The 22,934-nt window shown below is 71.8% G+C and carries 18 protein-coding genes and 1 tRNA gene; 8 read left to right on the top strand and 11 right to left on the bottom strand.

The window, feature by feature from the left end:
* Window positions 1-18 precede the first annotated feature (18 nt).
* The gene (locus tag P2424_RS10865; RefSeq protein WP_276478919.1) at window positions 19-1,317 is read right to left on the bottom strand and encodes an SGNH/GDSL hydrolase family protein; all 1,299 of its coding nucleotides are present in this window, start codon (window positions 1,315-1,317) and stop codon (window positions 19-21) included.
* A 354-nt stretch (window positions 1,318-1,671) separates the two neighbouring features.
* Here P2424_RS10865 and P2424_RS10860 point away from each other — a divergent pair, with 354 nt between their 5' ends.
* From P2424_RS10860 to P2424_RS10850, 3 genes are all read left to right on the top strand, one after another.
* Window positions 1,672-3,132, top strand: coding sequence for a DUF445 domain-containing protein (locus P2424_RS10860; protein WP_276475561.1), 1,461 nt, complete (start codon window positions 1,672-1,674; stop codon window positions 3,130-3,132).
* 206 nt (window positions 3,133-3,338) lie between these two features.
* Window positions 3,339-4,205 carry a fumarylacetoacetate hydrolase family protein gene (locus P2424_RS10855; RefSeq protein ID WP_276475560.1) on the top strand — a complete coding sequence of 289 codons (867 nt, stop codon included), beginning with the start codon at window positions 3,339-3,341 and terminating at the stop codon, window positions 4,203-4,205.
* A 211-nt stretch (window positions 4,206-4,416) separates the two neighbouring features.
* A complete protein-coding gene (locus tag P2424_RS10850) occupies window positions 4,417-6,141 on the top strand; it encodes a protein kinase (protein WP_276475559.1) in 1,725 nt (574 codons plus the stop codon).
* Between the two features lie 79 nt (window positions 6,142-6,220).
* On the opposite strand, the gene P2424_RS10845 is transcribed toward P2424_RS10850, so the two are convergent.
* On the bottom strand, window positions 6,221-7,297 hold the full coding sequence (locus P2424_RS10845) for a Gfo/Idh/MocA family oxidoreductase (RefSeq protein ID WP_276475558.1): 1,077 nt from the start codon (window positions 7,295-7,297) through the stop codon (window positions 6,221-6,223).
* A gap of 225 nt (window positions 7,298-7,522) precedes the next feature.
* On the opposite strand from P2424_RS10845, the gene P2424_RS10840 reads away from it, so the two are divergent.
* The gene (locus P2424_RS10840; RefSeq protein WP_276475557.1) at window positions 7,523-8,302 is read left to right on the top strand and encodes an HAD-IIA family hydrolase; all 780 of its coding nucleotides are present in this window, start codon (window positions 7,523-7,525) and stop codon (window positions 8,300-8,302) included.
* 142 nt (window positions 8,303-8,444) lie between these two features.
* Window positions 8,445-9,500, top strand: a complete 1,056-nt coding sequence (locus P2424_RS10835; protein WP_276475556.1) for a glycoside hydrolase family 6 protein — start codon at window positions 8,445-8,447, stop codon at window positions 9,498-9,500.
* Window positions 9,501-9,515: 15 nt separating this feature from the next.
* Here P2424_RS10835 and P2424_RS10830 read toward each other — a convergent pair whose 3' ends face one another.
* The 3 genes from P2424_RS10830 to P2424_RS10820 form a co-directional block, all read right to left on the bottom strand.
* On the bottom strand, window positions 9,516-11,540 hold the full coding sequence (locus P2424_RS10830) for a kelch motif-containing protein (RefSeq protein ID WP_276475555.1): 2,025 nt from the start codon (window positions 11,538-11,540) through the stop codon (window positions 9,516-9,518).
* Window positions 11,537-13,555 (bottom strand): glycosyltransferase family 2 protein, encoded by a 2,019-nt coding sequence (locus P2424_RS10825; protein WP_276475554.1) that lies wholly within the window; start codon window positions 13,553-13,555, stop codon window positions 11,537-11,539. Before P2424_RS10825 ends, P2424_RS10830 begins: the two co-directional genes overlap by 4 nt.
* Before the next feature lie 250 nt (window positions 13,556-13,805).
* The gene (locus tag P2424_RS10820) at window positions 13,806-14,936 is read right to left on the bottom strand and encodes a winged helix DNA-binding domain-containing protein (RefSeq protein ID WP_276475553.1); all 1,131 of its coding nucleotides are present in this window, start codon (window positions 14,934-14,936) and stop codon (window positions 13,806-13,808) included.
* A gap of 146 nt (window positions 14,937-15,082) precedes the next feature.
* Here P2424_RS10820 and P2424_RS10815 point away from each other — a divergent pair, with 146 nt between their 5' ends.
* Together P2424_RS10815 and P2424_RS10810 are read left to right on the top strand one after the other, a co-directional pair.
* Complete coding sequence (locus P2424_RS10815; protein ID WP_276475552.1) at window positions 15,083-16,093, top strand: DUF3533 domain-containing protein; 1,011 nt, start codon at window positions 15,083-15,085, stop codon at window positions 16,091-16,093.
* Between the two features lie 103 nt (window positions 16,094-16,196).
* Window positions 16,197-16,270 (top strand) — tRNA-Lys (locus tag P2424_RS10810).
* 97 nt (window positions 16,271-16,367) lie between these two features.
* Here P2424_RS10810 and P2424_RS10805 read toward each other — a convergent pair.
* The 5 genes from P2424_RS10805 to ehuB form a co-directional block, all read right to left on the bottom strand.
* A complete protein-coding gene (locus P2424_RS10805; RefSeq protein WP_276478918.1) occupies window positions 16,368-17,075 on the bottom strand; it encodes an IclR family transcriptional regulator C-terminal domain-containing protein in 708 nt (235 codons plus the stop codon).
* 410 nt (window positions 17,076-17,485) lie between these two features.
* Window positions 17,486-18,310, bottom strand: coding sequence for an ectoine/hydroxyectoine ABC transporter ATP-binding protein EhuA (gene ehuA, locus P2424_RS10800; protein ID WP_276475551.1), 825 nt, complete (start codon window positions 18,308-18,310; stop codon window positions 17,486-17,488).
* On the bottom strand, window positions 18,300-18,950 hold the full coding sequence (gene ehuD, locus P2424_RS10795; protein WP_276475550.1) for an ectoine/hydroxyectoine ABC transporter permease subunit EhuD: 651 nt from the start codon (window positions 18,948-18,950) through the stop codon (window positions 18,300-18,302). The genes ehuA and ehuD overlap by 11 nt, the downstream gene beginning before the upstream one ends.
* Window positions 18,947-19,702 (bottom strand): ectoine/hydroxyectoine ABC transporter permease subunit EhuC, encoded by a 756-nt coding sequence (gene ehuC, locus P2424_RS10790; protein ID WP_276475549.1) that lies wholly within the window; start codon window positions 19,700-19,702, stop codon window positions 18,947-18,949. Before ehuC ends, ehuD begins: the two co-directional genes overlap by 4 nt.
* A complete protein-coding gene (gene ehuB / locus P2424_RS10785) occupies window positions 19,699-20,625 on the bottom strand; it encodes an ectoine/hydroxyectoine ABC transporter substrate-binding protein EhuB (RefSeq protein ID WP_276478917.1) in 927 nt (308 codons plus the stop codon). The genes ehuC and ehuB overlap by 4 nt, the downstream gene beginning before the upstream one ends.
* 124 nt (window positions 20,626-20,749) lie before the next feature.
* Between ehuB and P2424_RS10780 the strand changes: the two genes are divergently transcribed.
* Window positions 20,750-21,271: a DUF3830 family protein gene (locus P2424_RS10780; protein WP_276475548.1), complete on the top strand. Its 522-nt coding sequence runs from the start codon at window positions 20,750-20,752 to the stop codon at window positions 21,269-21,271.
* A 52-nt stretch (window positions 21,272-21,323) separates the two neighbouring features.
* Here P2424_RS10780 and P2424_RS10775 read toward each other — a convergent pair whose 3' ends face one another.
* The gene (locus P2424_RS10775) at window positions 21,324-22,736 is read right to left on the bottom strand and encodes an amidase (protein ID WP_276475547.1); all 1,413 of its coding nucleotides are present in this window, start codon (window positions 22,734-22,736) and stop codon (window positions 21,324-21,326) included.
* Window positions 22,737-22,934 lie beyond the last annotated feature (198 nt).

Genomic DNA, 22,934 nt, shown 5'->3' with positions numbered 1-22,934 from the left:
GCCGCCGTCCGCCGGCCCTCACAGGCTCGCCGGCCGTGCCCCCTTCAGACTCTGCAGGTCCATCGCCTGGGCCATGGCCTGGTACCCGTTGTCGCTCGGGTGCAGATGGTCGCCCGAGTCGTACGCCGCGCGCAGCCGCTCGGGGTGGGCCGGGTCGCGCAGGGCCGCGTCGAAGTCGACCACGGCGTCGAACACCTTCCCCTTCCGGATCTCGGCGTTGACACCCTGCCGCACGGCCTCCATGCGCGGGGTGTAGCCCCGGTGCCCGCCGAAGGGGGTGAGCGTGGCGCCGACGACCCGCAGCCCGCGGGTGTGCGCCTGGCGCACCAGGTCCCGCAGCCCGTTCACGATCCGCTGCGGATCGCGCTGCCGCGGCGGCTTGATGATGTCGTTGAGCCCCATCTCGACGACGACGACCTTCAGCCCGGTACGGGAGAGCACGTCGCGGTTCATCCGGGTCAGTCCGCTCGGCCCGTTGTTGGGCGAGTACTTGCTGCCGTCCACCAGTACCCGGTTTCCGCTGATGCCCGCGTTCAGGACGCTCAGCCGGGGTGCGTCGCGCTCCGTGCGCAGCCGCTCGGCCAGGAAGTCGGTCCAGCGCCGGTTGGCGCCGGGGCTGGAGGTGATGCCGTCGGTGATCGAGTCGCCCAGCACCGCGACGGCGCCCTGCGTCTCGGAGCTCCACACGTCCACCCCGGTGAGGTAACGCCAGTACGGGCTCTGCTGGTTGAAGGCGGTGCCCGAGGTCTCCTCGGCCCGGTCGCCCGCGGCCACATAGCTGGTCTGCCGTGCGTAGGGGTGGTAGGTGACCGGCCCGGAGGGGGTGGGGGAGTAGGTGGTGACCAGCAGGTCCGCCGCGTGCGGCACGTTCAGCCGCACCGCGTCGCTGGTGACCTCGCCACCGGCCGGGATGGTGACCGAGGTCTTGTTGCCGAACCGGAGCCGGCGCATACTGCCGGCCGCCGCCGTGGGGTTGCTGGGAGCCGCGGCCAGCGCGACGCTCGCGTGCGTGATGGTCAGCGGCCGGTTGCCGAACAGGTTGGAGAGCCGCACCCGGGCGCCCGTGCCACCCACCGAGGTGTGCACGACGTTGCGGATCGACATGTGCGCGAAGCCGTCCCGGCTGTGCGGTTCGGCCGCTGCGGGCGCCGCCGCCCACGTACCGACCCAGTTTCCGGAGGAGGCGGGGGCGGCCGAGTTGCGTGCCCGCGGCGAATCCTCGCCCCGTCCGTTGTCCCGGTTGCCGGCCCCGATGAATATCGCGGTCGAGACGAGGACCACGAGCGCCGCCAGTCCGGCGAGCAGGGCATAGCCCATGTTCCTGGTCACGCGCGCTCGTTCTCCTCGGGCTGCACGGAGCCCGCGGCTCCGGTCGGTCGGCGGTGCCATGATCCCACGATCGGGGTGCGGCGCCCTGCTGGGGGCCGTACGCCGGGCGGGCCCTCGACGGGTCGGTTCCCCCGGCACCACCTTGCTGGTTCCTGGTGTTCTTCACTGCCGCCCACACAGACGCGGCAGAGCCTCGCTCCGTTCCACGCACGGCCGGGGGAGGGAGAATGTCCTTCCCCGTACCGGGCGGTGATCCGGTGCGCGGGCGGTGGCGAGGGTTCCCCGATGTCCCGCCGGTATGCGGGGCGTGGCCAGGGACGATCCAGGGGGAGGGCGGAGCGGATGGAGCGGGCGACCGAGGGCGAGCACCCCGATCACGAGGAGGCCCACGTGAGAGCGATCACACGCGGCCGGCCCGCCGAGCGCGGCGTCTCGGCAACGGGAGGCTCGGCGTTGGGCCACTCGGGTGGCGCTGCGGGTGCCCCGGGGGGAGCGGACACGGGCGCTTCGGGCGCGCCGGGACCGCGAGGGCCGGGCGGGGCCGGGGGGCTCACCCCGGCCGACGAGGAGCGCCGCCGCGGGGTGCGGCGGATGAAGGCCATCGCCACCGGGGCGCTGCTGCTGATGGCCGGGGTCTTCGCGGCGGCCACCTGGGCGGAGCATGCCGGAGCCGGACCCTGGAGCGGCTATGTCGCGGCGGCCGCCGAGGCCGGGATGGTGGGTGCGCTCGCCGACTGGTTCGCGGTCACGGCGCTCTTCCGGCACCCGATGGGGCTGCCCATCCCGCACACCGCGATCATTCCGACCAAGAAGGACCAGCTCGGCCGCAGCCTCGGTGACTTCGTGGGGGAGAACTTCCTCTCCGCCGACGTGGTGCGCGAGCGGCTGCACGCGGTCGGGATCAGCGGCCGGTTCGGTGCCTGGCTGGCCCGCCCCGAGCACGCCGACCGGGTGACGGCCGAGCTGGCCACCGCGCTGCGCGGGGCGCTCACCGTGCTGCGGGACGCGGACGTCCAGGCCGTCGTCAGCGAGGCGATCACGCGCCGCGCCACCGCCAAGGAGGTGGCGCCGGGGCTCGGTGCGATGCTGGAGCGGATCGTCGCGGACGGTGGCCACCGCCGCGTGGTCGACCTGGTGTGTACCCGGGCCGCCGAGTGGCTGCACGAGCACGGCGACTCGGTGATGGGTGCGGTCGCGGGAGGCGCGCCGGGCTGGACGCCGAAGTTCGTGGACCGGCGCGTCGGTGAGCGGGTGTACCGCGAACTGCTGCGCTTCGTCACGGAGATGCGGGACATGCCCGACCATCCCGCGCGGGGCGCCGTCGACCGCTTCCTGCGGGACTTCGCCACCGACCTGCAGACCGACCCGGACACCCGCGCCCGGGTGGAACGGCTGAAGAACGAGACGCTGGCCCGTGCCGAGGTGCAGGAGCTGATCGCCTCGGTGTGGGGTGCCGTGCGGGCGATGCTGGTGGTCGCCGCCGAGGACGAGCGCAGTGAGCTGCGCGTCCGGGCCCGGGCGGCGCTGCTGTCGCTGGGCGGCCGGCTGGCGGCCGACGGCCGGCTGCGGTCGAAGGTGGACGGCTGGATCGAGGGCGCCGCCGCGCATCTGGTGACCACCTACCGGGACGAGATCACTTCGCTGATCTCGGAGACGGTCGCGAGCTGGGACGCCGAGCACACCTCGCGGAAGATCGAGGCCCATATCGGCCGGGATCTGCAGTTCATCCGGATCAACGGCACGGTGGTCGGCTCGCTGGCCGGGCTGGCCATCCACACGGTGGCCCGGCTGGCGGGGGCGTAGGCCCGCCCGCTCTCCGGGGCGCGTCGTCCGTGCAGCGCGGGACGCGGTCCGCCTGGACATCGCAATGACGAAATACCGGATTCAGTGCCGCGAAACGCCAGGCTACTTCCTTATTACGGATGCTACGGTCCAGTACGTGAACTCTCTCTTGTGGTTCTGAACGCCCTCCTGGACGATCTGCTGATTCGCCTGGGAGGGAGAGCGACGTGAAACTGCTCCGCGTCGGACCTGCGGGAGCCGAGCGCCCCGCGCTGCTGGACGAGGACGGAACCCTGCGCGACCTGTCGGGGGTCGTCCCCGACATCGACCCCGAACTGCTCGCGGACCCCGCCGCGCTCGACCGGGTGCGCGCGGCCGCCGCCGCCGGGCTGCCCGGACCGGTGGCGGCCGCCGGACCCGAGGGGCCGCGCATCGGGCCGCCGCTGGCCCGCATCGGCAAGATCGTGTGCATCGGGCTGAACTTCCACGACCACGCGCGGGAGACCGGCGCCCCGGTGCCCGAGGAACCCATCGTCTTCATGAAGGCGCCCGACACGGTCGTCGGCCCGCACGACCCGGTACTGATCCCGCGCGGCAGCCGGAAGACCGACTGGGAGGTCGAACTGGCCGTCGTCATCGGCCGCACCGCCCGCTACCTGGAGACCGACCAGCAGGCGCTGGCCTGCGTCGCCGGGTACACGGTCGGCAACGACGTGTCCGAACGCGCCTTCCAGCTCGAACGCGGCGGGCAGTGGGACAAGGGCAAGAACTGCGAGACCTTCAACCCGCTGGGCCCCTGGCTGGTCACGGCCGACGAGGTCCCCGACCCGCAGGCGCTGGCGATGCGGCTGTGGGTGAACGGCACGCTGCGCCAGGACGGCAGCACCTCCGACCAGATCTTCCCGGTCGCCGAAGTGCTGCGCCACCTGAGCCACTTCATGACCCTGCACCCCGGCGACATCGTCTCCACCGGCACCCCGGCGGGCGTCGCGATGGGCATGCCGGAGCCCAAGCCCTACCTGCGCGACGGCGACGTCGTCGAACTGGAGATCGCGGGCCTGGGCCGGCAGCGCCAGGTCATGACGTCGGCCTAGCCGTTCCGCGTCCGGGGCTGGCCCCGGCCCGGGGCCAGCCGGCCAGCCCCGGACGCGCGGATCGTGCGACCGCCCGGACCGTCCGGCCGGGACGGCCCGGACCGCCCAGCCCGCGGCCGATTCACGACCCGAACACGACCTCATACGGGGCCAGTTGCGTGAGAACATGCCCACGTCCGGAACAAAGGGCACGGGGGACGGGGGCGGGACAGTGACAGAGCCGTTCGGGATGGGGGTGTTCGCGCTCAGTGGCGAGCTGCGCCGGCTCGGGCCCTACCGGCTGCTGGGCCAGTTGGCCACCGGCGGTATGGGGGTGATCTACCTCGGCCGGCACCCCGACACCGGCCGGATCGTCGCCGTCAAGACACTGCTGGCCCCGGGCGGGGTGACCGAGGAGGCCCGCAAGCGCTTCGGCCGTGAGACCAGGCTCGCCCGCCGCGTCCGGAGTACGTACACCGCCCGGGTGCTCGACTCCGATGTCGAGGCCGAGCGGCCCTGGATGGCCATGGAGTACGTGCCGGCACCCTCACTCGAAGCCCTCGTGGTGCAGAAGGGGCCGCTCGGCGACGAGGAGCCGGTGCGCCGCATCGCCCCCGGCATCCTGCGGGCACTCGCGGAGCTGCACGGCAAGGGCATCGTGCACCGGGACGTGAAGCCGCTCAACATCCTGCTGACCGCGAAGGGGCCGAGAGTCATCGACTTCGGCATCTCGCACGCCGGTGACCTCACCAGTACCCGGTTCACCCTCGGCACCATCGCCTTCGCCGCGCCGGAACAGGCCGATGGGCAGGCCAGCACCTTCGCCTCCGACATCTACGCGCTCGGCGTCACCCTCTACTACGTGACCTGCGGGCGGCTGCCGTACCCGGAGACCCAGGAGCCGCTGCAGCAGTTCAACCACGTACGGCGGGCGGCGATCGACCTGGACGGCCTGCCCGCGGGCCTCACCGGGGTGGTCGGCGACTGCCTCGCGGTGCGGCCCGAGGACCGGCCGACCGCCGAACAGCTCATCCGGCGCTTCGCGCGGAGAAGCTCCCGGGCCCTGCCGAGCGGCTGGACCTCGCTGATCGACCAGTACGCCGAAGAAGGCAGCCGCCTCCAGCGAGCCGCCGACCAGGCCGAGGCCGAGACAGTCACCCGCAGTTGGACCTCGGACGTCCCGGGGCACACCAGGCGCGCGACCCGGGACGGGCGGTCCGGGGACCGGCGGCAGGCAGCGGGCGCGCGGACGAACGAGCCGGGGAACAACCGGCCGCCCACTCCCGGGCGCAACCAGAGCCCGGGCACCGGCCCGACGAGGGCCCCCGACTCGGGCGGCTCGAAACCGGGCCGCAACCTGGCGGGCATCGCCGTCGCCATCGGCGCCGTGGTACTCGCGGCACTGCTGCTGTCCGACAAGGACGAGCCCTCCGACTCGGACACGATCTCCGACGCGACGCCCACGGTCTCCGCCAGCCGGCTGCTGACCGACCACGACGCGACTCCGGGCCGCCTCACCTCCGGGACAACAGGTGGTACGGACCCGGCCGACACCAGGCCGACCCGCACACCGACCTACACCAGGCCGACCGACGACGACACCCCGGAGACCGACGCCGCGTCCCGTCCCACGTACGACGCTCCCGCTCCTGAGCGGACCTCCGCCCCGCCCCGGAACTACTACGGGGCCATCGCCGTGGGGCACGACGGCAGCAACGGCAGGTCCTGGGACCACAATTCCCGCAGCGCCGCCGAGCAGGGCGCGATGTCCCACTGCTCCGGCCCCGGCTGCAAGGTCCTCGTCTCCTTCGCCAACGGCTGCGGCGCCGTCGTCCACAACCCGAACAACCACCGCTACTGGGGCGGCCACGGCCGGACGCGGGCCGCGGCCGAGCAGGCGGCGCGGGGACGTGCGGGCGGCGGCCGCACGCTCGCCTGGGCGTGCACCCGGCGCTGACCAACCGGGCGGCACAGCAGTTCCGTCCGCCGCCCGCGGGGGACGCCCCGACGGTACCTCCGGCTCGCGGGCGCGCTGCCTAGCCGCCCCGCGCGAAGGACCGCGCGGTCTCCAGCACCTGGAGGGCCGCGGCCGCCTCGTGGGCGGTCACCGGCGGCGGCGTGCCCTCGCGCAGCGCACCGGCGACCGCGTCGTAGAAGGCCGGGTAGTCGCCGTCCAGCGTCGGCACGGTGCGCAGGGCGCCGGGCGGGTCCTGCGCACCCAGCGTGCCCCAGGCGTCCTCCGGTTCCACCCCCCACGGCGCACCCTCGGCCGGGCGCGCGCCCTCGCGCAGCGCGCTCTCCTGCGGGTCGAGGCCGTACTTCACATACGCGGCGCGGCTGCCCAGCACCCGGAAGCGGGGACCGAGCTGGGCCGCTGTGGCGCTCATCCACAGGTGGGAGCGGACGCCGCTGTCGTGGGTGATGGCGATGAAGGTGTCGTCGTCCGCGGCGGCGCCCGCCCGCCGCACGTCCGACTCCGCGTAGACGGAGGCGGCCGGGCCGAAGAGGGTCAGCGCCTGGTCGACGACGTGGCTGCCCAGGTCGTAGAGGAGCCCGCCCACCTCCTCCGGGGCGCCCGACTCGCGCCAGCCGCCCTTGAGCCGGGGCCGCCAGCGCTCGAACCGGGACTCGAAGCGGAACACCTCGCCCAGCGCGTCCTCGGCCAGCAGCGAGCGCAGGGTGAGGAAGTCGTTGTCCCAGCGCCGGTTCTGGAACGGCGCCAGCAGCAGCCCCCGGGACTCGGCCTTCGCCGCCAGCTCGCGGGCCTCGGCGCCGGTGGGTGCCAGCGGCTTGTCCACCACGACCGGCAGTCCCGCGTCCAGGGCGCGGTGCGTCAGCGGCACATGAGTGCGGTTCGGGGTGGCGACCACCACCAGATCGAGCCGGTCCGGGTCCGCGAACAGCTCGTCGGCCGAGGCGACCGTCCGTACCTCGTCACCCGGTGCGCCCGCCTCCCGGGCACGCTTGCGGCGCTCCGGGTCGGAGGTGACGACGGTGTCCAGCACGAGCCCCGGCGTGGTGGCGATCAGCGGGGCGTGAAAGACCGATCCGGCCAGCCCGAAGCCGAGCAGTCCGACGCGGAGCGGGGTGGCGGTGGTGTCCATGCGGTTCATGCCCCCACCCTCGCAAAGCCCGCCGCCCGGAGCACGCACCCGGCGCCCGCTTCCGCCGCCCGCAGATGCTTCTCCGCCGCTCTCCGGCACCGGAGCGCCTGCGCCCCGGCTGACCTGCACCGGCCGCTGCCGCTACGCTGAGCGCGGCGGCCGGTTCCGTGCTCCGGCGTACCCGGGCACACTCCTCCGCCGGCCGGACCACCACGACCTGGCAGGAGTCCATCCGTGGCAGAGCGCAAGCCCATCGAGTCCTGGCTCACCGACATGGACGGTGTGCTGATGCACGAGGGAATCCCCGTTCCCGGCGCCGACTCGTTCATCAAGCGGCTCAAGGAGTCGGGGCGGCCGTTCCTGGTGCTCACCAACAACTCGATGTACACCCCCCGGGACCTGCACGCCCGGCTGGCCCGCATCGGGCTGACCGTGCCGACGGAGAACATCTGGACCTCCGCGCTGGCCACCGCGCAGTTCCTGGACGACCAGCGCCCCGGGGGCACCGCCTACGTCATAGGGGAGGCCGGACTGACGACCGCCCTGCACGACATCGGCTACGTCCTCTCCGACGCCGACCCGGACTACGTCGTCCTGGGCGAGACCCGCACCTACAGCTTCGAGGCGCTGACCCGGGCCATCCGGCTGATCAACGACGGCGCCCGCTTCATCGCCACCAACCCGGACGAGACCGGCCCCTCCGCTGAGGGCGCGCTGCCCGCCACCGGGTCGGTCGCCGCCCTGATCACCAAGGCCACCGGCCAGCACCCGTACTTCGTCGGCAAGCCCAATCCGCTGATGATGCGCGCCGGGCTCAACGCGATCGGCGCCCACTCCGAGACCAGCGCCATGATCGGCGACCGGATGGACACCGACGTCCGGGCCGGTATGGAAGCCGGGCTGGAGACCTTCCTGGTGCTGACCGGGCTGACCCGGCCGGACGAGGTGGAGCGGTACCCCTACCGCCCCTCCAGCGTCGTCGACTCCATCGCGGACCTCGTCGACCGGGTCTGACCCGGCGCCGGAGTACGGCGGTGCGCGGTGTCCTCTGTGACACGATGGGCCGACGCTGCGGCCGGTCTGCGGCCCGTCCCGCGGCGGTTCGCCGCTGTCCGGCGACCCGGCCGACGCCTGCAGCACAGCCGAGGGGGAGTGGATGTACGGCAGCGCCCGGAGTCGCGCGCCGCTCGCGCGTGCCCGGGGGGCCGCGGGGAGCACACTGGCAGGAGTCCTGCTGCTGGCCGGCTGCTCGGCGCCGGACGCCCGGGACGCCCAGGACGGCGCCGGGCCCGAGGTGCGGCAGCGCCCCAGGTCCGTCGTCCCCTACTGGGTCGACCCACGGGGGAACGCCGCGCGGCAGGCCCGTTCCGACGCCCAGGACGGCGAATCGGCGCGGGCCCGCGAGCTGCGGAAGATCGCCGGGCAGCCGGTGGCCGACTGGCTGGGCCCGGCGGACCCGCGCGGTCACGCGGCGCGCGTCACCGGAGCCGCCACCGCCGCGGACCGGGAGGCGCTGCTGGTCCTCTACAACGTGCCGCACCGCGACTGCGGGCAGTACAGCAAGGGCGGAGCCGAGAACGCCGCGGCGTACCGCGCGTGGCTGGACGAGGTCGCCGAGGGCATCGGGAGCAGGGCCGCCACGGTGATCGTGGAACCGGACGCCCTCGCGCACACCGTCTCGGGCGCGTGCGCCGCGCCGAAGCTGCGCGCGGAGCGCTACCGGCTCCTGGCCGACGCCGTCACCCGGCTCAAGCGGCTGCCCCGCACGACGGTCTACCTGGACGCCGGCAATCCGGACTGGGTCCGCGACCCGGGTGCGCTGGCCGGGCCCCTCACCCGCGCCGGGATCGAGAAGGCCGACGGCTTCGCGCTGAACGTCTCCAACTTCCAGACCACCGCCTCCAATGTCGCCCACGGCAAGCGGCTGTCGGCGAAGGTCGGCGGCAAGCACTTCGTCGTCGACACCAGCCGGAACGGCAACGGGCCGCTGCGCGGCGGCGAGGAGAGCTGGTGCAACCCGCCCGGACGGGCCCTGGGCGAACCGCCCACCACCAGGACCGGGCACGACCTGGTGGACGCCTACCTGTGGATCAAGCGCCCGGGGGAGTCGGACGGCGAGTGCCGCGGCGGCCCGAAGGCCGGCACCTGGTGGCCGGAGTACGCCCTGGAGCTGGCCCGCAACACCGACGAGCAGGACGGGCACCGGTCGTAGCCGGCCGGCGGGGTTCTACTCCGGGTCGCCCGTGGTCACCGTGGTGTGCGCGGCATCCGGGTCGATGCCCACCTTCACCCACTGGGCTTCGGAGGGCACGCCGTCCGCGTCCACCCCGAAGACCATCCACCAGCCGGGGGTGACCAGGGACGGGTCGTCCGGGATGGTCGTGGTCACCGTGCCGTCCCGGGACGTGTTCATCTTCAGGGCCACCGACGACTGCTCCACGTTCGTCACATGGGTGAACGAGCCGGGCCGCACCATCCGCAGCCGCTCGAAGGAGGCCGCGTCCTTGCTGCGGAAGGAGACGCGGTCGCCCGGTGCGAGGTTCTCGGCGGCGTCCGCGTCGGCGTTGCGCAGCTGCGGCTGGTCCTTGCCCTGGTGGAGATAGGGCGGTGTGTAGATCTCGATGCGCTGGTCGAACTCCCCCGGCTTGGTGTTGGCCTTGTCCGCGTACAGCGAGTCCGAGCCGAAGGTCATCACCCGGCCGTCCGGCAGCAGCAGCCCGCCGGAGTGGTAGTTGCGGCCGACCAGCGGAGCGGCGGCGTCCGTGAACTTGTTGGTCTTCGGGTTGTAGATCGCGGCCTTGAGCACGTTGCTGTCGCTCTTGCCCCGGTAGCGGCCCGATCCGTTGGTGGTCAGCACGGTGTCGTCCGGCAGGATCACGCTGCTGGGGTAGCGGACCTTGTCGTAGAGGTCGGGCCCGTCGCGGAACCGCGGGGTGTCGGACGAGAGGTCCACGATGCGCGTCCTGTCCGTCGTCCTGTCCGACTCGCCGACGCCGCCTCCGCCCTGGACGATGAATTTCCGCGACTGGGTGGGAGGCAGCGGCACCGACATCGCCGTCTCCAGCACGTCCGGGTCGCTCATGCCGGGGATCTCGGTGAACTTGTTGGTCTCCAGGTTCCAGATGCCGGGCGTGCGGCCCTTGTCGGCCGGGCCGTACCCGGCGGTGGTGCCGCTGAAGAAGACCCGGTTCTGGCCGACCAGGTGCAGCCCCGGGTAGGTGGGGAAGAACCGCGTCTTGGGCAGGTAGTGCCACTTCTTCGTCTCGGGGTCGAAGATCTCGTTCTTGCCGGGGACGACCTGGCCGATGTCGTCCAGCCCGGAGACGGTCAGCACCCTGCCGTCCTGGAGGGTGAGCTGGGTGGGATACCAGCGGGCCTCGTTCATCGGGTCGACCGTGATGTAGCGCTCGGCCACCGGGTCGAACTCGTAGGCGTCCTTGATGCCCTGGAAATCCTTCTTGTCGAAGGACATCTTCTGGGCCACCCCGTAGACGTTCTGCTTCCAGGCCCCCTCCAGGCCGTGCACCCGGTACTGGTCCTCGGTGCCCGTCTGGTACTTCCGGCCCTTCTTCGCAGCCTCGGCGTAGACCCGGGTGACGCTGTGGACGGTCTCGACCTCGCCGGTCTCCGGGTCCTTCCGCTTCTTGGCCCGCGGCAGGAGCACGGTGTGCTGGGCGACGAAGGTCTTGCCGCTCTTCCGCCCCGTGAAGCGGGTGCCCTCCTTGATCGTCTTCCCGCTGTCGGGGTTCTCGTTGTAGAGGAACATCAGCCCCCCGGCCTTCTCCACGTCACCCTCCAGCGTCTCGTACCGCTGGGTGCCGCCCGCGACCAGCAGCTTGCCGTCGGGAAGCTGGTTGTGCCCCGAACAGAACAGGTCGTTGGGGGTGGGGATGTTCTTGAAGGTGTTGCGCACCGGATCCCACAGGACCGTGCGGAAACTCTTGGCCTTGAAGTTCTTGGCGTCGTTGCCCGAGCCCGCCACCAGCAGCACCTTGCCGGTGTGCAGCAGAGCCGCGTGGATCGTGTTGATCCGGAACTTCTCGGGGATGTCGACGATCTGCCAGTGGCCCTTCGCGGCCTTGTACTCGGGCTGGTTGATCTCGTAGTCGTGGTACTTGGCCGAGGCGAAGCTGTACAGCGCCGGACCGTTGAACCCGGCGACGAGCAGCACGACCGCCGTGCCGATGGCTATGCGCCGGGCCCGCCGCTTCCCGGCACTCGCGGCGCGGCGGCGGCTCCGTCGGTTCGTCATCCTTCCTGTCCCCCAAACGCGGTGTGGTGCGGATGCTGGTCGTGGGTGGGCATGGGCCAGGGTGCCGACGTGGGCGCGGGGGCGGCCGGAGCAGCCGCCGCGGTCCGGGCTCCGGAGGCGTGCCGCCGGGCCCTGCGCGCCCTGCGGCGCTTCTCGGCGCGCACGGTCGACCGCCAGCCCACGATCGGTGCCGCCGTGATCAGCAGCGCCAGCGCGGCCCAGGTGAGCATCGCCGGATGGTCGTGTCCCAGGAAGAGGGAGCCGAGGAGGGAGCCTCCGAAGACGGCGATGAAGAACAGGTGCACCCGGAAGGTGCCGAACAGCGTGTCGGGGCTGGCCGAGTCGCCCTTCGGCGTGACCACGAACTTGCTCTTGCGGCGCAGCACCGTGTCGAAGAGGGAGCGTGCGTAGATCGGTGCGGACAGCGCGGACATCAGCATCCCGGCCAGCCCGCCGGAGCCCTCCGGCTCGTGCGGGGAGACGTTGTGCCGCCGGTTCCAGATGTAGAGCCCGATCTGCAGCGCGGTGGCGTTGCCGTACAGCGCCATCCAGATGGCCGGGTCGATCTGCACGCCGGAGGCGCCCAGGCCCAGGAAGAGCGCGCAGGAGAGCGCGGCCAGGATCCAGTTCAGCGCCGAGGCGGGATAGAAGAGCATCAGCAGCGTGTAGTTGAACATCTTGCCCGGCGGCATGCTGCCCAGGCCGCGCCAGTACTGCTTGAGGATCGTCTCGTAGGTGCCGCGGGACCAGCGGAGCTGCTGGGTGAAGAAGTCCGTCCAGGCGTTGGGGCCCTCGCCGACGGCGAGTACGTCGGGGGTGTAGACGGAGCGCCAGGTGTTGCCGGTGGCCGGGTTGCGGCGACGGTGCATCTCGAAGCCGGTGGCCATGTCCTCCGTGATGGAGTCGTACAGCCCTCCGATGGCCTTCAGCGCCGTGATGCGGACGGCGTTGCTGGTCCCGACGAACATCGGCGCCCGGTAGCGGTTCCCGGCGCGCTGGATGAGGGCGTGGAAGAGGAACTGCTGGCTCTCGGCGGCCTTGGTGACGAAGTTGTCGTAGTTGCCGTAGACCTGCGGGCCGATGACGAAGCCGACGTCCGGGTCGCGGAAGTAGCCCAGCATCCGCTCCAGATAGTTGGGCAGGGGCACGTGGTCGGTGTCGACGCCGGCGAAGAAGTCGTAGTCGTCGCCGTGTGCGTCGAGCCAGGCGTTGTAGTTGCCGTGCTTGGTCCTGGCGCGGAAGGCGCCCTCGGCGGTGTTCCACCGCGCGATGCCCTTGCGGGAGAAGTGGTGCACCCCCAGCCGCCGGCAGACCTCCTTGACCTCGGGGTCGTCGCCCTCGTCGAGCAGCCAGACGTGCAGGGTGCCGCGGTGCCGCACCCGCATGGCCGCCTCCAGGGTCCTGGTGACCATCCCGATCGGCTCCTTGCCGGGCACGAACGAGGTGAGGAAGGCGACGCGGGTGCCGGCCTCGGGCACCACGGGTATCGGGTCCCGGGCCACCAGGGTGGCGTGCGCGTTGGAGAGCACGTTGAGGGTGCGGAACAGTTCGATCAGCCCGATCGAGACGAGCATGACCACATCGAGCTTGAGGACGAGGTCGGAGACCTCACCCGGGTCGCGGCGGGTCCAGTGGTCCGGCTGCATCAGCCAGACCAGCAGCGCGGCCGACAGCAGCGGTGCCAGGCACAGCAGGAACCCGGCGCGGAACCGGTGTGGTTCGTCGGCCAGCAGGCTGCGGTACCGCACCCGGTGGGGTACCGCCGGGTCGGGCTGCCGCAGCGGGCCCGCCAGCCGGCTGTAGTGCTCGTAGTCGTAGCGGGGCGCGGCGCGCTCCCAGGGGTGCGGGGAGGGCCGGCGCGCGCGGGTACGGGACGGTGCGGGCGTGTGCCGCGCCGCGGGGTCCTCGGCCCGGGCGGCCGGCCGGGGTATGCGCAGTTGCGCCGTGCGCGTCGGATCCTGGTTCTCGTGCTCCGGCGGCTGCGGATGCCGGGCGCCCTCGGGTGGCGTGGTCATGTGTCGTTCCCCCGCACGCCCCGGCAGGGGCGTGCACTCGTGCCGATGCCGCGCCCTGGCCCCCGCCCCGCGGCGCGCGGTGTCGCTCGGTCTCCGTGTCCCCGTGTTCCCGTGCACGGTACGGACCGCTCGGTGAACGCACGTCAGGTTCTACAACTCGGCACACGAACGCAAGGGCGGCACGGGCGGTTTCGTGCCGTTGGGGTGTTATGGGGCCACCGGATGTGACGGAAGCGTCATCGATCCGTGGTCATCGTGCGGAGGCGGCGCCGGGCTGGGCGGGGGCGGCGAAGGTGACCGTGTACGGGCCGGGGCGACTGTCGGTGGCGAACTCCAGCAGCCGTTCCCCCTCCTCGGTCAGCGCCTGCTCCGCCTCCTCGTCCAGTTGCTCGAACGGGGTGAGCGTGAGGGCGGCGGCCTTGCGGGAGATGTCCGCCTTCCACATGCCCCGTACCCGGCCGTCCACCAGGAAGGTGCCGGGCACCTGCCCGTTCCGGCCGGCGAGGGTGCGGCGGACGGGCTCGTCCAGCAGGCGGGAGCGGTCGGCGTGCGAGAGAACGATGTTGTCGTACTCGGCCAGGAAGCGGACCGGCAGGGGAAGTTCGGGGTCGGGCCGCGGCGCGTCGGGCAGATCGAACAGTTCCCGGTCCGCCTCGTCCCGGAAAACCCGAAGCTGCGGCCGAAGCCGCTCCAGGACCTCACCGAGCCGGGTCAGTCCGGACCAGGTCTGCGCGTCCCGGACGGAGGCCGGGCCGAAGGCGCCGAGGTAGCGCAGCACCACCGTCTCCACACCGGGTTCGGTGGCCGGCGACCGCCCCAGCCACCGTTCGACGGTGTCCATCACCGGCTGCCCGGAGCGCCCCCACAGCCCGCGCGGCGGCAACTGCACCAGCGGCAGCAGATAGCGGGCCGTCATCCACAGCGGGCGGGCCTCCAGGTGGGGCCAGCGCTCCTGGAGGCGGCTGCCCAGTTCGCTGCTGGTCAGCGGTCGCTCGGCGAGCAGCTCCCGGGCGGCCTCCGCCACCTGGCGGGGGTCCTCGCCGCCGAGGTGCTTGGCGAAGTTCGTGCGCACTGCGCTCTCGTGCAGCGGCTGGGTGAGCGCCCGCAACTCCAGCGCGTCCCGGTCGCTGACCAGGTGGACGGTGCCGCGCAGGGTGCTCAGCCGGACCAGCCCGCGGCCCTCCAGTTGCAGCGACAGCTCCTGCGGGTCGAAGTCCGCCAGCCTGCTCCACAGCGCGAAGTACGGCGGTCTGGGCGCCTGGGCCTGGATGCCGACCAAGTGCTCGACGGCGTCCCGCACCGGCATCCGGGCGCGTTCGATGAGGAGTTGACGGGCGAGCAGGGCGCGGCTCAGGGCCGGCCGCGTCAGGAGAGCGGGCATGGCGTCGAGTCTCGCCGATGGCGCGGGGCCGCGCCATGCGGTGCGGGGTGCGGCGCGCCCGGAAGCCCAACACGGGGGAACGGGCCGGGTCATGCGGTATTGATGGGGACAACTACGCAAGAGAGCACCCATAGGGGAATGAGTCCATGTATAATGCCACCCCCGGCGCCGGAGGCCGCAGCGCACTCTCTCCCGGCACGCTCGTGCTCGCGCTGGGCGTCCTCCTGGTCCAACTGGGCTTCCTCGTCTCCTACATCGGTGCTTTCCACCACCCCCGGCCGCAGGGCATCCCGGTCGCCGTCGTCGCGCCCGGGCAGGCCGCCGAACGGCTCGACCGGCTTCCCGGGGACCCGCTGTCCGTCACCGCCGTCGAGGACGAGCACGCCGCCCGCGCGCGCATCCTGGACCGGAATGCCGAGGGCGCCTACCTGATGAACCCGCGCGGCGACGCGGACACCCTGCTGGTGGCATCCGGCGCGGGCGGCCCGCAGGCCCAGGCGCTGCGCCGGGTCGGTGAGCGGGTGGCCGACGAGCAGGGCCGGCGGCTGAAGGTGGTGGACATCGCGCCCTCGGGGCCGCAGGACTACGAGAGCCTGACCGCCTTCTACCTGATCGTCGGCTGGCTGGTCGGCGGCTATCTGCTGGCCTCGCTGATGGGGGTGGCGGCCGGCACCCGCCCCGCGCGGCCCGGGCTCGGGGCGCTGCGGCTGGTCGGAACAGCGGTGTACGCCGTCTTCTCCGGGCTGGGCGGAGCGATCATCGTCGACCCGGTGCTGCACGCGCTGCCGGGGCACTTCCTGGCGCTGTGGTGGGTCGGTGCGCTGCTGGTCTTCGGCACGGCGGCGTGCACCCTGGCCCTGGAGGCGTTCCTGGGGGTGGTCGGTATCGGCGTCGCGGTGCTCGTCTTCGTCGTGCTCGGCAACCCGAGCGCCGGCGGTGCCTTCCAGCGCCACCTGCTCCCGCCCTTCTGGCGGGCTGTCGGCGAGTGGATCCCGACCGGTGCCGGGACGAGCGCGGTACGGGACATCGTGTACTTCTCCGGTCACGCGCTGGGCACTCCGCTGCTGGTCATGGCGGTCTGGGCGGTGGCGGGCGCGGCGTTGCTGATGGCCGGGTCGGTGCGGCGCCGGGAGCCCGGCCTGACCCTCCCGCTCTGACCCCGGCTCCAGGGCCGCGTGGGCCGGCCGCCGGCCGGGAGCTGGTCATCAGCACCCCTGGCGAGGGGGTAGTATTTCTTCCGTCGGCCGGAAACGGCGACGGGCGCCGCTAGCTCAGTTGGTTAGAGCAGCTGACTCTTAATCAGCGGGTCCGGGGTTCGAGTCCCTGGCGGCGCACAGATCGGCTGCGGCTCCCCGATTGTCGGGGAGCCGCAGCTTTTCTGCGTTCCGGGGTGTGCCGGGCACGGGTCGGCCCGGACGGCGTCCGGGGCGGTCAGATCGCCAGCGACAGCATCACCGGCGCGGCCCGCTGGCTCAGCATCTCGGCGGCTCTGCGCAGCCGGTGCGCCTGGGCGACGGGCAGGGAGAGCGCCAGACAGCTCACCGCGGAGCCCGCCGTCACGGGTACCGCGGCGCAGACCGTGCCGACGGCGTACTCCTGGAGATCCAGCACCGGGACGGTCGACGGCTGCCGGTCGAGCGCCGTCAGGAGCAGCCGCTCATCGGTGATCGTCCGCGAGGTGAGCCGCGGCGTCCGGTGGCGGGAGAGATGGTCCAGGCGGCGATCGTGGTCGAGCTGGCTGAGCAGGCATTTGCCGAGCGCGGTCGCGTGCGCTGCCGAGCGGAAGTCCACCCACTGGTTGACCGCCGGGGTGGTGGGGCCGTCGGCGACCTGGGCGCTCTCCAGCTCCCCGTCCCGGTAGCGGCCGAAGTAGACGGCGGCGCCGACGGTGTCCCGCAGCTCGTCCAGGGTGCTCTGGAGCCGCGCCCGGAGCGCTTGGCTCCGGTCCATGCCGGAGCTCAGCAGCATCAGCGCCTCGCCGACGACATAGGAGCCGTCCTCCAGCCGGGTCAGATAGCCCTCGCGGCACAGCATCCGCAGCAGCTGGTCGAGCCGGTCGGCGGGCAGCTCGGCGCGGCGGGCGAGCACCTCCTCGGTGACACCGTTCCGGTGCCGGGAGACGGTCTCCAGCACCCGCAGGGCGTGCTGTACCGAGCCGAGGGGTGTGACCGGTTCCCGTCCCGACTCCTCGGGCGGGCCTCCTGGTGGTTGGAGCAGTGACACGGTGTCCCCCTGGAGGTTGTGACCGTTTGTACCGTTACCAGTTCGTGTGGTCACGGCTTGATATCCCACGATAGCGGCCAACATGGCACGGGTACGGGTCCGTTGCCGTGATCGGCATATGCCGCACGGCTGAATGCGCCCCCTTGATGCGCCCTCTCACGCGCCCCCTGGCGTGCCGTCGCCGGCGCCGCCGCCCAGCTTGTGGCGCCCTGTTCCCCGGACCGCTCCGCGGCCACGGCTGCTCCACGCAGCCGAGCCCGCGCCGCGGGCGGCGCGGGCTCGGTCCCGAGGGCAGGTGCTCCGCGCGGAGCGGAGCACCGGTGCGCTCAGAGTACGGCGCTGAGGAACTCCCTCGTGCGCTCGTGCTCGGGGTCGGTGAAGATCTTCTCCGGCGCACCGGACTCGATGACCCGGCCCGCGTCGAACATCAGCACGTCGTCGGAGATGTCACGCGCGAAGTTCATCTCGTGCGTGACGCAGAGCATGGTGATGTCGGTGGAGTGGGCGATGTCCCGCAGCACGTCCAGCACCCCGGCCACCAACTCCGGGTCGAGGGCAGAGGTGACCTCGTCCAGCAGCAGCACCTGCGGGCGCATCGCCAGCGCGCGGGCGATGGCCACCCGCTGCTGCTGACCGCCGGAGAGCTGGCTGGGGTACTTGTCGATGTGGTCGGTCAGACCGACCATCTCCATCAGCTCGCGGGCGCGCTGCTCGGCCTCGTCCTTGCTCAGCCCCAGCACGTGCACCGGGGCCTCGGTGATGTTCCGCAGCACCTTCATGTTGGGGAAGAGGTTGAACTGCTGGAAGACCATGCCGATGTTCTTGCGGACCTCGCGCGAGTGCTTCTCGCCCGCCGGCACCAGCTTGCCGTTCCGCTCCTCGTGCGAGAGGTACTCGCCCGCCACCTTGATGGTGCCCTCGTCCGGCTTCACCAGGGTCATCAGCAGCCGCAGGATCGTGGTCTTGCCCGAGCCGGAGGGGCCGATGAGGGTGACGTGCTTGCCGGGTGACACGTCGAAGCAGAGGTTGTCCAGCACCACGTTGCTGCCGTAGCGCTTGGTGACGTTGTCGAACTTGATCAGCTCACTGCCCTCGGCAGCGGGCTTCGTACCGCCGTTCGCGGCCGTGCTCGGGTTCTTCTCAGCGGACAAGGCGACGCTCCAGGGCTCTCGTAAGCAGGGATGCCGGGTAGGCGATGACGATGAAGGCGATACCGACCACGGTGATCGGCTCGGTCGGCAGGAAGGTGACGGAGGTGAACTGCCGTGCCTGGCCGAGCATTTCGAGCGCACCGATCACCGCGATCATCGGCGAGTCCTTCAGCATCGCGATCACGTAGTTGCCCAGCGCGGGCACCACGCGGCGGATCGCCTGCGGCAGGATGACGGCGCTCCAGGTGCGGCCGCGCGGCATGCTCAGCGCGGTGCACGCCTCCCACTGGCCCACCGGGACACCGTCGATGCCGGCCCGGTAGACCTCGGCGGTGTAGGTCGAGTAGTGCAGCCCGAGGCCGACGATGCCGGTGGTGAGCGCGGAGAGCGTCAGCCCCCACTCCGGCAGTACGTAGAACAGGAAGAACAGCTGCACCAGCAGCGGGGTGTTGCGGACGAACTCGGTGACCACCATCACCGGCCAGCGCACCGCCTTCAGCGGTGAGCGCTGGGCCATCGCCCAGATGAGCCCGAGGGCGAAGGCGATGAGCGAGCCGAGCACCAGCGCCTGGAGCGTGACCAGCACGCCGTCCCAGAAGCGCGGCATGAAGTCGCCGACAGCCGACCAGTCCCACTTCATCGGGCACCTCCCGCGCTCTTGGACAGGTCGCTCGAGGGCGCGTCCGCCTGCCGGGGAACGGTGAGCTTGCGCAGCACTCCTCGGCCCTTCTCCGGGGCCTGGCCGATGCCCGCCTTCGCCTTCCGCTCCACCGCGCGCATCACACGGGTCAGCAGGAAGGCCAGGATGAAGTACATGACCAGGATGATCGTGTAGACGGGAGCGCTCTCGCCGAGTGCGTTGCGCACCAGCGCGGCCCCGAAGGTGATGTCGCCGACGCCCAGCACGGACACCAGCGCGGTGCCCTTGAGCAGCTCGATCAGCAGGTTGTTGGCGGGCGGGACCATCTCGGGCCACGCCTGCGGAAGCTGGATCTTCACCAGCCGCTGCCAGGGCGAGAAGCTCAGCGCGATCCCGGCCTCCTGCTGGGCCGGCGCCACCGCGGCGAGCGCGCCACGCACGATCTCCGAGCCGTAGGCGCCGTACGAGAGGCCCAGTGCGAGCACAGCCGCCCACATCGGCACCAGTTGCCAGCCGAAGGCGACCGGCAGCACGAAGAACATCCAGAACATCAGCACCAGGGCGGAGGTGCCCCGGAAGATCTCCATGTAGAGGCCGGAGAGGAACCGGACGATCCACAGCCGGTTGGTCCTGGCCACCCCGATCACGAAGGCGACGAACGCGCCCAGCGCCGCGCTGAAGACGGTGAGCTGGACGGTGACCCAGACGCCCTTGAGGAGCAGCTCCCACAGCCCTGCGGTGAGGTCCGTCATGCGCAGCGCTCCTTCGCGGTCATGTCGGTCATCTCTTCCTTGATGAAGCCGAAGCCCTTCATGATCCGGAAGAGCTCGCCGCTCTCCTTCATCTTGTGCAGTTCGCGGTTGAAGGCGTCCCGCAGCTTCGTCTCGACCGAGCGGAAGGCGAACGCGCCGGTGCCCAGATCGGGCTTTCCGTCCAGCTTCGGAGTGAAGGCCTCGGTGAACTCCGCCTTCTTGCTCTTGGTCTGCCTGACCACATTCCGCACGGTGACCGCCGTGCCGGTGAATACATCGGCACGCCCCTGTTCCACGGCAAGGAGTCCGGCCAGCTGGTCCGGAAGCAGCAGAATTTCCGACTCCTTGATGCCGACCTCGGCCGCGTAGCCGATTTCGGCATAGCCGGTTCCGGTCGCCAACTTCGCGCCGCTCTTCTTGACGTCCTCGTAGTTGTGCAGGTTCTTCGGGTTCCCCTTGCGCACGATGAACGCGTCGCGCATCTCGTACTCGGGGTCGGCGAACAGGACCTGTTTGCATCGTTCGGGCGTTATGTACATACCAGCCGCGACCACGTCGAACTGCTGCGAGTTGAGACCCGGGATCAGCGAGTTGAACTCGGTCGGGAAGGGCTGGACCTTCGGAACGCCCAGCCGCTTGAAGATGGTCCTGGCGATCTCGGGCGAGGTGCCCGTCAGCTCGCCGTCCTTGTCGATGTAGCTGTAGGGCTGTTCGCCGGCGAGGCCCAGTTTCACCGTGCCCTGGGCCTTCAGCCGCTCCAGAAGATCTCCCCCGTCCTCGGCGTCCGCGCTGGACACCCGACTGCATGCGGTCGTTGCGCCGAGCGCGCTCACCGCACCCAAGGACGCCGCCCCGCCGAGCAGCGTTCGACGGCTCAAACGTCTCCCGGCACCTGCCGTGTTGTTCCTCTGTGGTGGAGCCATGGGCGCGCGCATACCCAGCCAGGCTGAAGATATGCGGATAATTTCAAGCCGTTATGGGGTCGCGCTGAAGCTGGTGTCTGAGTCACCATTGGCAGGTAAATGACCACCCTTGTGCGGAGGCACGATGGCTGAGCGCTTCATTGAAGTGTCGTTGGACAAGCGGGGAGTGAGCTGCACGGCAAAGCTGCTCGACGACCGCGCACCCATCACGTGTGCGGCGGTGTGGGACGCGCTGCCGCTGGGCGGCGACGTCTACCACGCGAAGTACGCGCGCAACGAGATCTACGCCCTTATTCCCCCGTTCGCCCCCCAGGAGCCGCCGCTGGAGAATCCGACCATTACCCCCATCCCAGGTGACCTCTGCTATTTCACCTTCTCCAACACCCAGTTGGCGACCCCGGGATACGGGTACGAGGCCGCGGCGGAACAGCAGGGCACCGAGGCCGCACACGCCGGCCGGGCCACCGTCATCGACCTCGCGCTGTTCTACGAGCGCAACAATCTGCTGATCAACGGCGACGCCGGCTGGGTGCCCGGCATCGTCTGGGGGCAGATTGTCGAGGGCCTCGACTCCATGGCCGAGGCCTGCCAGGACCTCTGGCGCTCGGGCGCCGTCGGCGAGACCCTCAACTTCCGCCGAGCCTGAGGAACACACCCGTTGGGGGGCGCAACCCCCCAACGGGACCAGCCGACCGCGCTCAGCCCAGCACGGAGGGCACCCCGGCCGCGACTCCCGCCTCGTACAGGGCGTGCGAGGCACCCAGCACGAGCGCGTCGGAGTGCCGCGGACCGACGAGCTGCACACCCACCGGCAGCCCGGCCCCGTCCGTCCCGCACGGCACCGAAGCGGCCGGCTGCTGCGTCATGTTGAACGGGTAGGAGAAGGGCGTCCACCCCGTCCACCGGGTCAGCGAGGAGCCGCGGGGCACCTCCACCCCCGCCTCGAACGCGGTGAGCGGCATGGTCGGCGTCACCAGCAGGTCGTACCGTTCGTGGAAGGCCCCCATCCGCCGGCCCAGATCCATCCGCTCGTCCACGGCGGCGAGGTACTCCAGCGCGCTGCGGGCGGCCCCGTCCGCGCAGATCTCCTGCAGGCCCGGGTCCAGGCTCTCCCGCTGATCATGGCTGAATCCCTGGGTGACGCGTGCCGCCCCGCTGAACCACAGCGTGTGGAAGGAGTCGACCGGGTCGGCGAAGCCGGGGTCGGCCTCCTCCACCACCGCACCCAGCTCCTCCAGCACCGCCACCGCGCTCCGAACGGCTGCGGCGACCTCCGGATCGACCTGCACCCGGCCGCCGAAGTCGGGCGAGAAGGCCACCCGCAGCCCGCGCACCCCCTCCGCGCCCGCTGCCAGCGCGCCGCGGAAGCTGTGCGCCACCGGGCCCAGGTGCGACCAGTCCCGCGGGTCCGGCGCGCTGATCACGTCCATCAGCAGTGCGGCGTCCTCCGCGTCCCGGGTCATCGGACCCACGTGCGCGAGGGTCCCGAAGGCGCTCGCGGGGTAGATCGGTACCCGCCCGTAGGTGGGCTTCAGCGCGAAGATGCCGCAGAACGAGGCGGGGATCCGCACGGACCCGCCGCCGTCCGTACCCAGCGACAGCGGTCCGGCGCCCGTCGCGACGGCCGCCGCGCTGCCCCCGCTGGAGCCGCCCGCGGTGCGGTCGGGCGCGTACGGATTGCCGGTCACGCCGTGCCGGGGGCTGTCGGTGACACCCTTCCAGCCGAACTCGGGCGTCGTCGTCTTGCCCAGGAAGACGGCGCCGCTCTCCCGCAGTCGCGCCACCGACGGGGCGTCCTCGTCCCCGGGCCCGCCCTCGCCGGTGGCCCAGGAGCCCTTGAAGGTGGGTGCGCCGCGCTGCAGCAGGATGTCCTTCACCGTCACCGGCACCCCGTCCACCGGGCCGGCCGGTTCGCCGCGCTCCCAGCGCCCGGCGGACTCCTCGGCCTGCCGCAGCGCGGCCTCGCCGTCGATGCGGACGAACGCGTTGACGCGCTCCTGGGTCACCTCTGCGCGCTCCAGCGCCGCCCGGGTGACCTCCACGGGGGTGAAGTCCCCCGTTTCGTACCCCGCCACGAGCTGGGTCGCGGTCAGGGCGTTGAGATCGGACATGACGAAACCTCCCGAGAGACCGGGCGGCCCGCGCACGGCGGACCGCCAGGACGACGAGCCCCGGGCCCGCACCGCACCCGAGGCGTGAAGAAACGACCCGGTGACAGCGAGCGTCACCGGCGACGGAGGAGAAGGAGAACCCGTGGAAGAACGCTCCGGTGGAGCCGGAGCGCACCACGGCCCCGCCGGAGCGGCTCC

The sequence above is a fragment of the Streptomyces sp. WMMB303 genome (assembly GCF_029351045.1).
Classification (GTDB): domain Bacteria; phylum Actinomycetota; class Actinomycetes; order Streptomycetales; family Streptomycetaceae; genus Streptomyces.
The sequence above is the reverse complement of the archived record's forward strand: the minus strand, read 5'-3'. Positions and strand labels throughout refer to the sequence as shown.

What these genes read in the sequence shown, in the direction of transcription:
- P2424_RS10865 (WP_276478919.1), bottom strand. Translation starts at nt 1,317, where the DNA reads ATGGGCTATGCCCTGCTCGCCGGACTGGCGGCGCTCGTGGTCCTCGTC.
- P2424_RS10860 (WP_276475561.1), top strand. Translation starts at nt 1,672, where the DNA reads ATGGAGCGGGCGACCGAGGGCGAGCACCCCGATCACGAGGAGGCCCAC.
- P2424_RS10845 (WP_276475558.1), bottom strand. Translation starts at nt 7,297, where the DNA reads ATGAACCGCATGGACACCACCGCCACCCCGCTCCGCGTCGGACTGCTC.
- P2424_RS10835 (WP_276475556.1), top strand. Translation starts at nt 8,445, where the DNA reads ATGTACGGCAGCGCCCGGAGTCGCGCGCCGCTCGCGCGTGCCCGGGGG.
- P2424_RS10830 (WP_276475555.1), bottom strand. Translation starts at nt 11,540, where the DNA reads ATGACGAACCGACGGAGCCGCCGCCGCGCCGCGAGTGCCGGGAAGCGG.
- P2424_RS10825 (WP_276475554.1), bottom strand. Translation starts at nt 13,555, where the DNA reads ATGACCACGCCACCCGAGGGCGCCCGGCATCCGCAGCCGCCGGAGCAC.
- P2424_RS10820 (WP_276475553.1), bottom strand. Translation starts at nt 14,936, where the DNA reads ATGCCCGCTCTCCTGACGCGGCCGGCCCTGAGCCGCGCCCTGCTCGCC.
- P2424_RS10815 (WP_276475552.1), top strand. Translation starts at nt 15,083, where the DNA reads ATGTATAATGCCACCCCCGGCGCCGGAGGCCGCAGCGCACTCTCTCCC.
- ehuD (WP_276475550.1), bottom strand. Translation starts at nt 18,950, where the DNA reads ATGAAGTGGGACTGGTCGGCTGTCGGCGACTTCATGCCGCGCTTCTGG.
- ehuC (WP_276475549.1), bottom strand. Translation starts at nt 19,702, where the DNA reads ATGACGGACCTCACCGCAGGGCTGTGGGAGCTGCTCCTCAAGGGCGTC.
- ehuB (WP_276478917.1), bottom strand. Translation starts at nt 20,625, where the DNA reads ATGGCTCCACCACAGAGGAACAACACGGCAGGTGCCGGGAGACGTTTG.
- P2424_RS10780 (WP_276475548.1), top strand. Translation starts at nt 20,750, where the DNA reads ATGGCTGAGCGCTTCATTGAAGTGTCGTTGGACAAGCGGGGAGTGAGC.
- P2424_RS10775 (WP_276475547.1), bottom strand. Translation starts at nt 22,736, where the DNA reads ATGTCCGATCTCAACGCCCTGACCGCGACCCAGCTCGTGGCGGGGTAC.